Origin of the sequence: Stenotrophomonas sp. SMYL41, from assembly GCF_036319965.1 — a bacterium.
Taxonomy (GTDB): Bacteria; Pseudomonadota; Gammaproteobacteria; order Xanthomonadales; family Xanthomonadaceae; genus Stenotrophomonas; species Stenotrophomonas maltophilia_R.
Genome location: NZ_JAWIRX010000010.1, coordinates 55,147 through 69,361, shown reverse-complemented (window position 1 = coordinate 69,361; position 14,215 = coordinate 55,147). Strand labels below are relative to the sequence as shown.

Here is a 14,215-nt window from a genome sequence, read left to right as displayed (position 1 = left end):
CGAGGGAGGTCAGTGGCCTGCGCTCAGCGCGGGCCACCACCGCGACGGCCACCGCTGCCGTTCTTCTGCTCGGCGGCCTTCAGTTCGGCCTCGGTCGGTGCGGCAGGGGTCTCGCCCGGCTTCAGTGCGGTGACCTTGCTGCCTGGCTTCAGGCGGAACTGGCCTTCACTGACTACCCGCTCGCCGCCCTTCAGGCCTTCGGCGATCTGCACCTGGCTGTCGCCCACTTCCACGCCGCTGCGCACCGTCTGCATCTTCACCGTGTTGTCGCCCTGCACGACATAGACGTACTCGCCGTCCGGGCCGCGCAGCACCGCTTGGGTGGGGATGACCACGCCGCCGGCAATCGTGCGCAGCTGCATGCGCACGTTGACGAACTGGCCCGGCCACAGGCCGTTGTCCGTGTTGTCGAACAGGGCGCGCGCCTTGAACGTGCCGCTGTCGGCACTGATCAGGTTGTCGACCACGTCGAGCTTGCCGTCGCCGGACAACACGTGCGAATCGGCACGGTCCAGCGCGGCCACCGGCACCGTGCCGGCCGCCTGCGCCTGGCGCACATCGCCGAGCTGGCGCTCGGGGAGGTTGAACAGCACGTGGATCGGATGGATCTGGGTCAGCGTCACCAGTGCGGTGCCGGCGTTGACCACGTTGCCAGCGTCGACCGCGCGGATGCCGGCGATGCCGGAGATCGGTGCGGTGACCTTGGTGTACTGCAGCTGCACCTGTGCCGAGCGCATGCTGGCCTCGTTCGCTGCGACCGCGCTTTCGTACTGTGCCACTTGGTTTCGCTGTGTATCCAGGTCGGTCTTGGCGACGTATTGGCGATACTCCGGCGCGTTCGAACGCTGGAAGTTGGAGCGCGCGGTGGCCAGCAGGGCTTCGTTCTGGCGCTTGGCCGCGGCGGCCTGGTCATAGCTGGCCTGGGCCGTGCGCGGATCGATCACCGCCAGCACATCGCCCTGTTTCACTTCCTGGCCTTCGCGGAAATTCAGGCTCATCAGCTGGCCGCCGACCTGCGGGCTGACGGTCACGGTGTTCATCGCGGTCACCGTACCCAGCGCGCTGGCATACACCGGCACGTCCTGGCGCGTGGCATCCACCACGGTCACCGGCACCGGGCCGGCATCCGGATCTTCGCCGCCCTGGCGCGCGCCCGCAGCGGGTTTTCCAGGCTTGTCCTTACCTCCGCCCATGACGCGCAGGCCGACCACGGCCAGCACCAGTACCGCCACGACCAGCAGCACGATCTTCCAAACACGTGACATTACGAGGACTCCAAGTGGGCTGGACAGGGCGGTGCCCCGGTTGGCAATGCGCAAAGCATACCTGTGCCACATCACGTTTCCTGCATGACGGATGGGACGGGCGCTAGGACCGGATCCGGCCGCGGAGGTTCCCGTGACGGCAGTGTTGCCCTACATTCAGCTGGAACCCCCTGCCGTGGAGATCGTGATGCGCCGTTCGTTGCTGCTGTCCGCCCTGCTGCTGGCCTTGCCGGCCCTCGCCCATGCCCAGGACGGGCAGCGCCCGGAAGTGACCGCCGCCGCCCAGCGGCTGCAGGCCAAGGTGGTCGAATGGCGCCGCGACTTCCACCAGCACCCGGAACTGTCCAACCGCGAGGTGCGTACCTCGGCCGAGGTCGCCAAGCGCCTGCGCGCGATGGGCCTGAAGCCGAAGACCGGCATCGCCCACCATGGCGTGGTGGCGATCATCGAAGGTGGCAAGCCCGGGCCGAAGATTGCCCTGCGTGCGGACATGGACGCGCTGCCGGTGACCGAACAGACCGGTCTGCCGTTCGCCTCCAAGGCCACCGACCAGTACCGCGGGCAGACCGTGGGCGTGATGCATGCCTGCGGCCACGACGCACACACCGCCACCCTGCTCGGCGTGGCCGAAGCGCTGGTGTCGATGAAGAAGGACCTGCCGGGCCAGGTGATGCTGATCTTCCAGCCGGCCGAAGAGGGGGCACCGCCACCGGAAGAGGGTGGTGCGGCCCTGATGCTGAAGGAAGGGCTGTTCGCCGGCTTCAAGCCGGAAGCGGTGTTCGGCCTGCATGTGTTTTCCAGCGTGCAGGCAGGACAGATCGCGGTGCGGGGTGGGCCGCTGATGGCTGCTTCGGATCGATTCGGCATCAAGGTGATCGGCCGCCAGACGCATGGCTCGGCGCCGTGGAACGGCGTGGACCCGATCGTGGCCACCGCTGACCTGGTCGGCACCGCGCAGACCATCGTCAGCCGCCGCGCCAACCTGTCCAAGCAGCCGGCGGTGCTGACCTTCGGTGCCATCAATGGTGGCATCCGCTACAACATCATTCCCGATGAGGTGGAGATGGTCGGCACCATCCGCACCTTCGACGAAGGCATGCGCCAGCAGATCTTCGCCGACCTGCGCAACGTGGCCGAGCACACTGCCGCCGCGCATGGCGCGAAGGCGGTGACCGACATCTACGAGTCGGAAGGCAACCCGGCCACGGTGAACGACCCGGCACTGACGGCGAAGATGCTGCCGAGCCTGCAGGCGGTGGTGGGCAAGGACAACGTGTACGAGCCGCCGCTGCAGATGGGCGCGGAGGATTTCTCGCTGTACGCAAAGGAGGTGCCGGGCATGTTCTTCTTCGTCGGCTCCACCAGCGTGGGCATCGACCCGGCGACGGCACCGGCCAACCATTCGCCGAAGTTCCTGCTGGATGAGAAGGCGCTGGATGTGGGACTGCGCGCGCTGCTGCAGGTGAGCCTGGATTACTTGAACGGTGCCGGCACTCCTGCAGGGTGAGGGTTTCCGGCAGGGCTGCGCCCTGCACCCGCTTAGATCAACGTCAACGTCAAAAACGGGCATTCCGTGGGATGGCGGGGTGCGTCCGGTTGCGGGGGACGCCGTAAACCCGTCCATGGGGGCTTGGCCGCGGCATCCATGCCGCGGACACCGCCTCAACCGGACCCACCCCGTCTTCGACAGTTTCCCGCGGCTGTTGGTGCCCGCTGCTGTTGGTGGGTGCCGACCGTTGGTCGGCACGGCGGACGTCATGAACGTCTGAAGGATCGGATTCTGATTTTGATTTTCTGATCTTTCCCGTGGTGGATCGGCGGCAGAAATGTGTCCGGGGAGCCGGGCGGGTGGGGCTGGCGGGGTATCCGCGCCATGGATGGCGCGGCTAAGCCTCCAGGGACGGATTCACGGCGTCCCCGCCAGCCCCATCCGCCCGGCCCACTCCCGGGAATCCAGGCTTTCGACGACCCAACACCCCACTACGGAGGGGCTCCGCCGTTGGCCGGCCCGGCCGAAGGCCCGCCGTCCGCGCGATACAATGACCCCATGAACACCCCACAGGATTCCAGCCTCGGTCGCGAGGTCAGTTACCCGTCGCAGTACGATCCCGGCCTGCTGTTTCCCATCCCGCGCAGCGGCGCCCGTGCCGAGATCGGCCTGGATGACGCCGCGCTGCCGTTCGTCGGCCACGACCGCTGGCACGCCTTCGAGCTGAGCTGGCTCGACCCGCGTGGCAAGCCGCAGGTCGCCGTGGCGACCGTGCAGGTGCCGTGCACCTCGCCGCGGCTGATCGAGTCGAAGTCGTTCAAGCTGTACCTCAACTCCCTCAACAGCACCCGCATCGACAGCGCCGAGGCACTGCGTGAGCGCCTGGTGGCTGACTTGTCAGCCTGCGCCGGTGCGCCGGTCCAGGTTGAGTTCGGCCTGCCGGACCTGCGTGAGTCGCCACTGGGCGAGTCCATCGACGGGCTGGACGTGGCCATCGACTGCTATGGCCCACCCCAGGCGGAATTCCTCGCCGCCGATGCGGGCGAGGTGGTGGAGGAGATCCTGGTCTCGGCACTGCTGAAGTCCAACTGCCCGGTCACCGGCCAGCCGGATTGGGCCACGATCAGCCTGCGTTACCGCGGGCCGAAGATCGACCGCGCCGGGCTGCTGCGCTACCTGGTCAGCTACCGCGAGCATGCCGAGTTCCACGAGCAGTGCGTCGAACGGATATTCAGCGAGGTGTCCGCGCGCTGCCAGCCACAATGGCTGGAAGTGGAAGCCCGTTACACCCGCCGCGGCGGCCTGGACATCAACCCCTGGCGCGCCAGCCCCGGCATCGCCGCCCCGGCCGCGACCTACCGCGAGTTGCGCCAATAGCCGCCGCAGGCGGTTAAGGCTGGTGCCGGTCCCGGGCCGGCAACCGCGAAGGATCTGCCAGCGGGGCAGGCCGGCCAGCGGCCGGCACTACCGGGCACCCGGCTTCCCGATTGTTCAGCCGCCCCCCGGGGCGGCTTCACATCTGCACCATCCCCATTTAACAACCACCATGGCAACGTGCATGCAACGTAGTCATGCAGACGGGAGTTGTGGATGAGTACCGAGAAGAAAGCCGATTTCTCCGGCGTCAGTGGCAGCGTCGACAGTACCGCCGAGCACGTGCCGAAGGCAGACTTCTCTGGCGTCAGCGCTTCGGTGGACAGCACCGCAGACGTCGTCAGCGGTGGTACCTACACCGTGCAGAAGGGGGACTCGCTGTCGAAGATCGCCAAGCAGCATCTGGGCGATGCCAATGCTTGGAAGAAGATCTTCGAAGCCAACCGCGATGTGCTTGATGACCCGGACAAGATCTTCCCGGGCCAGACCCTGAAACTGCCGCCGAAGTAAACGGCGACCGAACGCCGTCCGACAATTGCCCTGGGAGGAACCCCGAATGATCAAGACCACCCCGCTCCAGACCGCCCTGATCGCCGCCCTGCTGGGCAGCGTTGCCCTGGTCGGTTGCAAGAAGAAGGAAGAGTCGACCGACAACAATGCCGCGCCTGCCGCAACCGCTCCGGCCGAGCCGGCACCGGCGCCGATGACCGGTGCGCCGCCGCCGATGGCGGAAGCTGCAGCGGTCAGCGTTTCCAACGTCACCGTGGGCAAGACCGCTGCCGCCGACAAGTCGGTTGCACCGGCGGCACTGTTCGCGCCGAAGGATGATGTCATCGTCTCGGTCAAGACTGACGGCGCCGCCAACAACGTGAGCGTCGCTGCCAAGCTGACCTTCCAGGACGGCCAGGTGGCCGGCGAACAGACCGCGACCCTGAATACCAGTGGCGCGGAAACCACCAACGTCACGTTCAAGAATGCAAAGGGCTGGCCGGCCGGCAAGTACCGCGCCGAGGTCATGGTTGATGGCAAGGCGGCCGGAACGCCGCAGGAGTTCGAGGTCAAGTAAGTTCTGCCGACTCTCTCCCGGCAGGGCTCACGATGGACGCAGCCGCGAGGCTGCGTCCTTTTTTGTTGGGCGATGACATGGATCCGGGGTGCGGCGCGATGTTCTGGCAGCTCCACGCCCAGCGTGGATGGATCACAGCGTTGCCCGCGTGCAGTACCGCCGCGTATGGCGTGGCTTTGCCCCGCGCGGCTGAAAACGCGACAATGCAGGGGTTTCCCCGTCGCGCGCCCACCCTGACGGCGACGGGGGAAAGCGTGGGGCCCAGCCCCGCGCGCGACACGGTTGCACGTGGCCCGGCGCTGGCGCCGGCCTTCCCCTGAGCACTGCTACAGAGTCCAAGTCCCCCATGTCCAAGATTCTCTACACGCTGACCGACGAAGCCCCGTTCCTGGCTACCCAGTCGCTGCTGCCGATCGTCGATGCCTACACCGCCACTGCCGGCATCGTGGTGGAAACCCGTGACATCTCGCTGTCTGGCCGCATCCTCTCGCAGTTCCCTGAATTGTTGTCCGATGCGCAGAAGGTCAGCGACGACCTGGCCGAGCTGGGCCAGCTGGCGACCACCCCGGACGCCAACATCATCAAGCTGCCGAACATCTCCGCCTCGGTGCCGCAGCTGAAGGCGGCCATCAAGGAACTGCAGGACCAGGGCTATCCGCTGCCGGATTACCCGGAAACCCCCGCCGACGACCAGCAGCGCGACTACAAGGCGCGCTACGACAAGGTCAAGGGCAGTGCGGTCAATCCGGTGCTGCGCGAAGGCAACTCCGATCGCCGCGCACCGCTGTCGGTGAAGAGCTACGCGCGCAAGCACCCGCACCGCATGGGCGCCTGGGCGTCGGATTCGAAGTCGCACGTCGCCCACATGGCCGCCGGTGATTTCTACGGCAGCGAGAAGTCGGCCACCATGGCCAACGCCGGTTCGCTGAAGATCACTTTCCACGGCAAGGACGGCAGCACCGTCGTGCTGAAGGAAAAGACCGCGGTGAAGGCTGGCGAGATCGTCGATGCCGCCGTGATGAGCCGCAAGGCACTGGCCGCGTTCATTGGCGAGCAGATCGCCGACGCCAAGGCCCAGGGCGTGCTGTTCTCGCTGCACCTGAAGGCGACCATGATGAAGGTCTCCGACCCGATCATGTTCGGCGTGGCGGTCAACGAGTTCTACAAGGACGTGCTGGCCAAGCACGCCGAGGTGCTGAAGCAGGCCGGTTTTGATGCCAACAACGGCATCGGTGACCTGGCCGCCCGCCTGCCATCGCTGCCCGAAGCCACCCGCGCTGCGATCGAAGCCGACCTGGCTGCCGAGTATGCACAGCGTCCGGGCGTGGCCATGGTCAACTCGGACAAGGGCATCACCAACCTGCACGTGCCGAGTGACGTGATCGTCGACGCTTCGATGCCGGCGATGATCCGCGACTCCGGCAAGATGTGGAACGCCGAAGGCAAGCTGCAGGACACCAAGGCGGTCATTCCGGACCGCTGCTACGCCGGCGTGTACCAGGCCGTCATCGACGACTGCAAGGCGCACGGCGCCTTCGACCCGGCCACCATGGGTTCGGTGCCCAACGTCGGCCTGATGGCGCAGAAGGCCGAAGAGTACGGCTCGCACGACAAGACCTTCCAGATCGCCGCCGATGGCGTGGTCAAGGTCACCGACGATGCCGGCACCGTGGTGTTCGAGCACGCCGTGGAAGCCGGTGACATCTGGCGCATGTGCCAGACCAAGGACGCGCCGATCCAGGACTGGGTCAAGCTGGCCGTCGAACGCGCCCGCCTGAGCAGCACCCCGGCCGTGTTCTGGCTGGACGCCGCCCGCGCCCACGACGCGCAGGTCATCGCCAAGGTCGAGCAGTACCTGAAGAACCACGACACTACCGGCCTGGATATCCGCATCCTGCCGCCGGTGGAGGCCACTGCGTTCTCGCTGGACCGCATCCGCAAGGGCGAGGACACCATCTCGGTGACCGGCAACGTGCTGCGCGATTACCTCACCGACCTGTTCCCGATCATGGAACTGGGCACCAGCGCCAAGATGCTGTCGATCGTGCCGCTGATGGCCGGTGGTGGCCTGTTCGAGACCGGCGCCGGTGGTTCGGCTCCGAAGCACGTGCAGCAGTTCGTCGAAGAGGACTACCTGCGTTGGGATTCGCTGGGTGAGTTCCTGGCCCTGGCCGCGTCGCTGGAGCACCTGGGCAACCGCTACGACAACGCCGCCGCCCGCGTGCTGGCCAAGGCGCTGGACGAAGCCAACGGCCAGTTCCTGGACAACGACAAGTCGCCGTCGCGCAAGCTGGGCGGCATCGACAACCGTGGCAGCCACTTCTACATCGCGCTGTACTGGGCCCAGGCCCTGGCCGCACAGGACGAAGACGCCGCACTGAAGGCGCGCTTCGCCCCGCTGGCCAAGGCACTGACCGACAACGAGCGGAAGATCGTCGAAGAGCTGATCGCGGTGCAGGGCAAGGCCGTGGACATCGGCGGCTACTACCGGCCGGACGTGACCAAGGCCAGCAAGGCGATGCGCCCGAGCGTGACCTTCAACGCCGCGCTGGAGCAGCTGCGCGGCTGATCCACTGCCGCCAGGTCGTGACACCGGAACCCGCGCTTCGGCGCGGGTTTCTTTTTTGGCTCTGGGGGTCAGATCCCTTTTGCCATGCAAAAGGGATCTGACCCCAGGCGATGAAACTGCGACATCCGTCGGCTGTCGGAATGCCGTCAAAGGGGTATGAAACTTGCCCGCGATGGCCGTCGCAGAACCGATAGGAGACGGTCTGCAGCCGCCCTCAATCTGAGCAGTTGATCACGACGGCCCTCGTCGGCAATGCCCTAGCCTTGGCGACACGAGGCCACCGGGGAGGTGGCCGCACGGGGAACACGGATGGCACGCGTGCTGGTAGTGGGAACCGACATCCAGGGCGAGCAGGCCCTGCTGCAACGGCTGCGCCTGGCCTCGGCACTGCCGGATGGCCAGGTCCGCCGCAGCCAGGATCTGGACGATTGCGACCTGCTGGTCATCCGCGATACCCCGGCACTGCGCAACGCGGCCCAGCGCATGCGCCAGCAACGCCCGCGATTGCAGTGCTGGATCGAGGATATCGGCGGCCAGCTGCGTGACGGCGACGGGCTCCAGGATGTGCTTGACGATGGTGCCATCGGCCGCGCGCTCCGCCGCATGCAGTTGGCACCGGAGTCCATGGCCATGCACGCACCCGCACCGATCCGTCTGGCCGATGGCGCGCACGCCATCACCCGCCTGCTGCGCGAGCGGCTGCCGTTGAGGCAAGGGCAGGCATTGTTGAGTGATGCAGGCGAGCCATTGCTGCTGATGGACCTGGAGCATGACCAGGCCGTGCTGTTGCAGGAGCCCGCGAGCGCGCTGGTGGAGCGCCTGGCCGATGCCTTCGAACGCCTGCAGCTGGATGCACTGACACCGGCGCGCCTGCAGGCGCTGGGTGGTGAGCGACCACGCCAGCCGCTGCGGCCGCTGTTATGGCAATGGGCGCAACGCAGCCGCCATTGGCAGGCACTGGACGAACGCCTGCGCGGCGCCTCGGTAAAGCTGCTGCGCTGGCCGGATTTCCGCGTACTGGGTCACGACCACGATGGCTTCCGCCTGTGCTCGCTGCTGCTCAAGCGCGCGTGCACGGTTGAAGAATGCGCGATGCTGCTCGAGTTGCCGGCTGCGGCGGTGCGCGATTTCATCCATGCAGCCTATCTCTGCGGTTACGCGCAGTTGCAGAGCGCCCCGGTGACACCGATGACAGCACTACGCGGCAATGGCGCCGACCACGGCCTGCTTGCCCGCCTGTGGCGGCACCTGCGCGGGAGCGAGCGCAATGCGTGAGCACAAGGTGGTGGTGCTGGGTGGCATGGGCAGCGGAAAGTCGACACTCGTGCGCAGCATCGCGGCCGGTGCGGTGGTCGACACCGACGTGGCCAACAGTGATCGCCTTGGCGCCGACAAGGCTTCCACCACCGTCGCGCTGGACTACGCAGACATCGACCTGCCCAACGGCGAACGCCTGCGTCTCTACGGAACGCCCGGCCAGCAGCGCTTTGATTTCCTGTGGCCGATCCTGCTGCAGGGCGCGCGTGGCGCGGTGCTGCTGCTGGATGCGCGCCGCGCCGGGTTGGCGACCGAACTGGACGACTACCTGCAGGTGCTGCAGCCGTTCGCATCGTCACTGGCGCTGGTGGTGGCGGTCACCCACCTGGACCAGGCGCCACAGGCCGCACTGGATGGCTGCGCCGCCCGTGCCTGCCTTGACGGCCAGCCGCTGCCGCTGCTGGCCGTGGATGCCCGCGACCGCGAACAGGGACTGTTGCTGATGGATGTACTGATGAGCGAAATGGAAGCGCACGCATTGGTGGCGGCGCATGGCTGACGGGCATCTGGCGGTGCTGCCCGATGCCGGCCAGCGTGAGCGCCTGCAGCCGCTGCTGCAGGACCTGCAGCAGCGCGTTGAAGGCGTGCGCACGGTGGTGCTGGCCAGTGTCGATGGCTTCGCGCTGGTCAGCGCCGGCGCCGAAGGGCGCGGCGAACGGCTGGCGGCGATGACCAGCGCGATGCTGGCGCTGGCCGCAGCGGTGGGGCGCGAACTGGTGCTGGGCGATCTGCAGACGCTGATGCTGGAAGCGATGGGCGGCAAGGTGCTGATGCTGGCGATCCAGGCCGAAGGGCGCGCACCGCTGCTGCTGATGGCGGCCTGCGACCAGCGCAGCGTGATCGGCCAGGTGCTGTGGCAGAGCAGGGAATGTGGCCAGGCAATCCTGGCCGAACTCGGCGGAACGTGAGCCCGGCCGCAGGGGAACGAGGGGCTCGAACCAACATCGACAAGGGGTGCGACGTGGCTGGATTGACTGAATCGTTGGATGCACTGATGGGCATCGATGGCGCGCAGGCAGTGGCGCTGGTCGACTACGAAAGCGGCATGCTGCTGGGCGAAGCCGGTGCCGGCATGGACATGGAAGTGGCCGCCGCCGGCAACACTGAAGTGATCCGCGCCAAGATGAAGACCGCCGCGTCGCTGAACCTCAACGACAGCATTGAAGACATCCTGATCTCGCTGGGCAAGGCTTACCACATCATGCGCCCGGTGGCGAAGAAGAAGGGCCTGTTCTTCTACATCGTGCTGGACCGCACCAAGTCCAACCTGGCATTGGCCCGGCGCAAGGTGCAGGACGTGGAGACCGAACTGGCGATCTGAGCGAACGGCTTCTGTAGCCGAGCCATGCTCGGCTGCTGCGGTCTCCGCCCTTCGTAGCGTCGAGCCTGCGCGACTGCGGCAGAGGCAGCCAGGCAGGCTCGACGCGAATCTCAAGCTGCTGGAAGCAGCAGTGCAGAGACGAACGATAGAGCCTTGCTGTCGCGCGCGGCGAAGTACTTGGATGCATGATTGGGCAGCCACACTTCGTTGAAGTGGCGGCGGAAGTCCTCGTAGAACTCGTTGGGATACAGCTTGGCCTGCACCGTGCGGCCGTCCGGGTAGGCGTGGTCATACGTGGGCAGTGCATCGGTGTTGACGCCGCGATGATCCCTCAGCCATTTGCAGAACAGGCGGCCTTCGGAGATGTCCGGCACCAGCGCCTGCGGGAGCGTGTAGCCCGCCTGCTCCAGCGGTGCGATCAGGTTCAACGTCAGCTCGTTGAGCATCGAGAAATGGGTGTACGGCACCTTGGCACGGTTCTGCATGTAGCGGTCGATGTGCACGGGCATCACCGCGTTGGCGCGGCCCTGCTGCCATTCCACCACCCACTGCGAGACCTTCACCGCGAACTTGCGCGACAACCACTGGCCGAGGTTGATGGCGAGGTACGGGTGGATCCAGGTACCCTGCATTGCCGGGTTTCCACCGGATACCACGTGGATCAGTTCATTCTCGGCCAGCTTCGTCTGCGCCATGAGTTCCTGCAGGAACTCCTCCGTTGATTTCAGCGCCCGGTAGTCGGACCAGCGCTTGCCGACGGACTGGCACAGGGCGGTGGCACTGATGTAGCCGTCGCGGGCGCGCTGCGGGATTACGTTGCCTTCCTCCACGCGCGGAATAAAGGTCATTTGCTGCATGCGTCACCTTGTGCCGTTGTTGGGCCTGACAGGGTAGGCAGCACGGGGGCGCGGGGTCTGTAGGAATCGTTGCGTTTGTCGCGGCGCGCAGTGGCGCGCTGGCCCCTCTGGGACCAAACCGATGCTCGGCTGTACTTCGGGCAGATCGCGGCAAACCAGGCCGGGCATAGGCTCGGCTCTACACAACCCACCCCACGCCAGCGTATGGTGAAGCCGGTCCTCCCGGGGTGAGCCCTGCATGTCCGAGCCTGACATCGCTGCCGAGCTGGCGCCGCGCATCGCCGGCGCCATCCGCGATGGTTTCGAGCAGTATCATGCCCGTTTCGCGGCGATCACCGCGCGGGCGCGGCAGCGCTTCGAGCAGCGCGACTGGGCCGGTGCGCGGCAGGATGCGGTCGAACGCATCGCCCTGTATGACCTGTGCATCGCCGAGCAGATGGATGCGCTGCGTCGCCTCGCCGGTGAGGCGATCGGCGAGCGCGCACTGTGGCTGCAGGTGCACGCGCGGTACAGCGCGCTGCTGCAGGGCCTGATCGATGCCGAACTGTACAAGACCTTCTACAACACGCTGTCGCGGCGTCTGTTCGCTACCCGGGGCGTGGACCCGGCGCTGGAGTTCATCGCTTTCGACGTCGAGCCGTCCGATGCAATCACCCACCCCGTCGCGCGGCATACCTATGCGGTCTCGCCGACGCGGCCGGTGGAGGCGCTGCAACGCGTGTTGGCCGACTACCGCTTCGACACGCCCTATGCGCACCAGTTGCGCTGCGCGGCGGCCATCGCCGTGCGGCTGCAGGATGACCTCGCCCATTGGGGTGACACGCCGGTACGCAGCATCGAACTGCTCGACACCGTGTTCTACCGCGAGCGCCGTGCCTACCTGGTCGGCCGCGTGTTCGGCGAGCACCGCTTCTCGCCGTGCGTGATCGCCCTGGTCAACGACGAGCGCGGCCTGCGTGCCGATGCAGTGCTGACCCGGCGCCGTGATGTCGCTCACCTGTTCGGTGTATCACGCAGCTACTTCCAGGCCGACCTGGGCACGGTCGGCGACGCCGTGGTGTTCCTGCGCAGCCTGCTGCCGGGCAAGCCGATCGACGAGATCTACACCGTGCTGGGCCGGGCCAAGCAGGGCAAGACCGAGCGCTACCGCACGTTCTTCCGGCACTTCAACGAGCACCCGCAGGAGCGGCTGGTGCACGCCGAAGGCACGCCGGGCATGGTCATGGCGGTGTTCACCCTGCCCAGCTATCCGCTGGTATTCAAGCTGATCCGCGACCGCTTCGCCTGGCCGAAGTCGATGTCGCGCCAGCAGGTGGAAGAAAAGTATGCGCTGGTGTTCAACCTGGATCGTGTCGGCCGCCTGCTTGACGCACAGCCCTATCGTCATCTGCGCTTCCCGCGCGAGCGCTTCGCGCCGGCCTTGCTGGAAGAGCTGCTGCAGCAGTGCGCGCAGAGCGTACGCATCGATGGCGAGGAGGTCGAGATCGCACTGTGCTATGTGCAGCGTCGTTTCCGTCCCTTGAACCTGTACCTGCGCGAGCAGTCCCGGGAGGCGGTGCGCGCTGCGGTGCTCGACTACGCGCAGGCGATCACCGACATGGCACGCAACAACATCTTCCCCGGCGACATGCTGCCGAAGAACTTTGGTGTGTCACGGCACGGCAGGGCCGTGTTCTACGACTATGACGAGCTGTGCCTGGTCAGCGACTGCGTGTTCCGCGCCTGGCCGCAGCCGCGTACGCCGGAGGAAGCCATGGCCGACGAGCCCTGGTTCCATGTCGGGCCACGCGATGTATTTCCCGAGCGCTTCGGCCCGTTCATGGGCCTGCCGGCGGGCGAGCTGGCCGCGGTGCGCGAACATTACCTGCACCTGTTCGATCCAGCGTGGTGGCAGGGCCTGCAGGAACGCTTCGCCCAAGGTGACTATCCGGACACGCCGCCCTACGCGGTGGCTCATCGCCTGGCCTGAACGGATTGGCGTGAACCGCCTGCCGGTCCCGTCCAGGCTGGGGTACGCTCGGGGACCACCTCATCACCATGGATCCGGCAATGATGCGTTCTCCCCTGTTCCTTGCGCTGGCCCTGGCGTTCACCGCCGGTGCTCCCCTGCTGCCGGCAGACGCCGTTGCCCAGAACGCGCGCGCGGTGCGCGCAGCTGCCGAGATGAGCATGGCGCTGTCGGGCAGCATCGACGTGGCGGCCGACGGTTCGGTCAGCAAGCTGGTCCTGGACCAGCAGGCGATGCTCGCACCGGGTATCGCATCATTCGTGGAAGGCACCATCCGTGGCTGGCAGTTCGAGCCGACGCTGCGCGATGGCAGGCCGGTGGCCATCCACGCGCCGCTGCGGGTACGCCTGCGTGGCAAGGAGCAGGACGATGGCGGCTACCAGGTCAGCATGACCAGTGTCGACTTCTCTGAATATGATCCGAAGGCTACTGACTCGGTCACCCAGAAGCGCATGCCGCCACCGCGCTACCCCGAGGATGCCTTCCGCAATGGTGGGCAGGGTGACGTACTGCTGCTGGTCCAGGTGGCGCGCGACGGTACCGTTGCCGATGTCATTGCCGAACAGGTGAACATGACGGTGGTCGCACCGGAACGGACCATGGCCAGGATGCGCGACATCCTCGCCAAGGCCAGCATCAGTGCGGCCCGCAAGTGGACCTTCGTGCCGCCGACCACCGGCGAGGACAGCACGCGGGACTCCTGGACCGTGCGCGTGCCGGTCACCTTCGCACTGAACAACAATGGCAACGCCCAGCCGGAACGTTACGGGCGCTGGCGCGCCTTCATTCCCGGCCCGCGCCAGGCCGCACCGTGGCGCACGCCGGATACCGCCGGGCAGGCGGGCAGTGATCTGCTGCCGGCCGGCGGCGTGTACATGGTCGATGGCACCCAGCGCGGCCTGCGCCTGCTGACGCCGCTGGCGCAGCGCTGATTCCGGCGCGGTGAAAC

Annotated in this window: 13 protein-coding genes; 11 read left to right on the top strand and 2 right to left on the bottom strand. The window is 66.8% G+C overall.

The features are described 5' to 3' along the window. Nucleotides 1-23 precede the first annotated feature (23 nt). Complete coding sequence (locus tag V3B30_RS13225) at nucleotides 24-1,265, bottom strand: efflux RND transporter periplasmic adaptor subunit (RefSeq protein WP_262083591.1); 1,242 nt, start codon at nucleotides 1,263-1,265, stop codon at nucleotides 24-26. Nucleotides 1,266-1,452: 187 nt separating this feature from the next. Between V3B30_RS13225 and V3B30_RS13220 the strand changes: the two genes are divergently transcribed. The 9 genes from V3B30_RS13220 (at nucleotide 1,453) to V3B30_RS13180 (ending at nucleotide 10,401) form a co-directional block, all read left to right on the top strand. Further along, nucleotides 1,453-2,772, top strand: a complete 1,320-nt coding sequence (locus V3B30_RS13220) for a M20 family metallopeptidase (protein ID WP_262083590.1) — start codon at nucleotides 1,453-1,455, stop codon at nucleotides 2,770-2,772. Nucleotides 2,773-3,312: 540 nt separating this feature from the next. Then, complete coding sequence (gene queF, locus V3B30_RS13215) at nucleotides 3,313-4,131, top strand: NADPH-dependent 7-cyano-7-deazaguanine reductase QueF (RefSeq protein WP_262083589.1); 819 nt, start codon at nucleotides 3,313-3,315, stop codon at nucleotides 4,129-4,131. Nucleotides 4,132-4,344: 213 nt separating this feature from the next. Next, entirely contained in the window at nucleotides 4,345-4,638 is a 294-nt protein-coding gene (locus tag V3B30_RS13210; protein ID WP_262083588.1) for a LysM peptidoglycan-binding domain-containing protein, read from the top strand. A gap of 46 nt (nucleotides 4,639-4,684) precedes the next feature. Then, nucleotides 4,685-5,194: a hypothetical protein gene (locus V3B30_RS13205; protein ID WP_262083587.1), complete on the top strand. Its 510-nt coding sequence runs from the start codon at nucleotides 4,685-4,687 to the stop codon at nucleotides 5,192-5,194. Nucleotides 5,195-5,540: 346 nt separating this feature from the next. Continuing rightward, complete coding sequence (locus V3B30_RS13200; protein WP_262083586.1) at nucleotides 5,541-7,763, top strand: NADP-dependent isocitrate dehydrogenase; 2,223 nt, start codon at nucleotides 5,541-5,543, stop codon at nucleotides 7,761-7,763. A 309-nt stretch (nucleotides 7,764-8,072) separates the two neighbouring features. Then, entirely contained in the window at nucleotides 8,073-9,038 is a 966-nt protein-coding gene (locus tag V3B30_RS13195) for a hypothetical protein (protein WP_262083585.1), read from the top strand. Next, complete coding sequence (locus V3B30_RS13190) at nucleotides 9,031-9,579, top strand: ATP/GTP-binding protein (protein WP_262083584.1); 549 nt, start codon at nucleotides 9,031-9,033, stop codon at nucleotides 9,577-9,579. Before V3B30_RS13195 ends, V3B30_RS13190 begins: the two co-directional genes overlap by 8 nt. Continuing rightward, nucleotides 9,572-9,988 (top strand): roadblock/LC7 domain-containing protein, encoded by a 417-nt coding sequence (locus V3B30_RS13185; RefSeq protein ID WP_262083583.1) that lies wholly within the window; start codon nucleotides 9,572-9,574, stop codon nucleotides 9,986-9,988. Before V3B30_RS13190 ends, V3B30_RS13185 begins: the two co-directional genes overlap by 8 nt. 53 nt (nucleotides 9,989-10,041) lie before the next feature. Next, nucleotides 10,042-10,401 carry a hypothetical protein gene (locus V3B30_RS13180; protein ID WP_100474123.1) on the top strand — a complete coding sequence of 120 codons (360 nt, stop codon included), beginning with the start codon at nucleotides 10,042-10,044 and terminating at the stop codon, nucleotides 10,399-10,401. A 110-nt stretch (nucleotides 10,402-10,511) separates the two neighbouring features. Here the strand turns inward: V3B30_RS13180 and V3B30_RS13175 are convergent, their stop codons facing one another. Beyond that, nucleotides 10,512-11,258, bottom strand: a complete 747-nt coding sequence (locus V3B30_RS13175; RefSeq protein ID WP_100474122.1) for a KilA-N domain-containing protein — start codon at nucleotides 11,256-11,258, stop codon at nucleotides 10,512-10,514. Between the two features lie 238 nt (nucleotides 11,259-11,496). Between V3B30_RS13175 and aceK the strand changes: the two genes are divergently transcribed. Together aceK and V3B30_RS13165 are read left to right on the top strand one after the other, a co-directional pair. After that, nucleotides 11,497-13,227, top strand: coding sequence for a bifunctional isocitrate dehydrogenase kinase/phosphatase (gene aceK, locus V3B30_RS13170; protein ID WP_262083582.1), 1,731 nt, complete (start codon nucleotides 11,497-11,499; stop codon nucleotides 13,225-13,227). Nucleotides 13,228-13,307: 80 nt separating this feature from the next. Beyond that, nucleotides 13,308-14,198: an energy transducer TonB gene (locus V3B30_RS13165; protein ID WP_262083581.1), complete on the top strand. Its 891-nt coding sequence runs from the start codon at nucleotides 13,308-13,310 to the stop codon at nucleotides 14,196-14,198. Nucleotides 14,199-14,215: the final 17 nt, after the last annotated feature.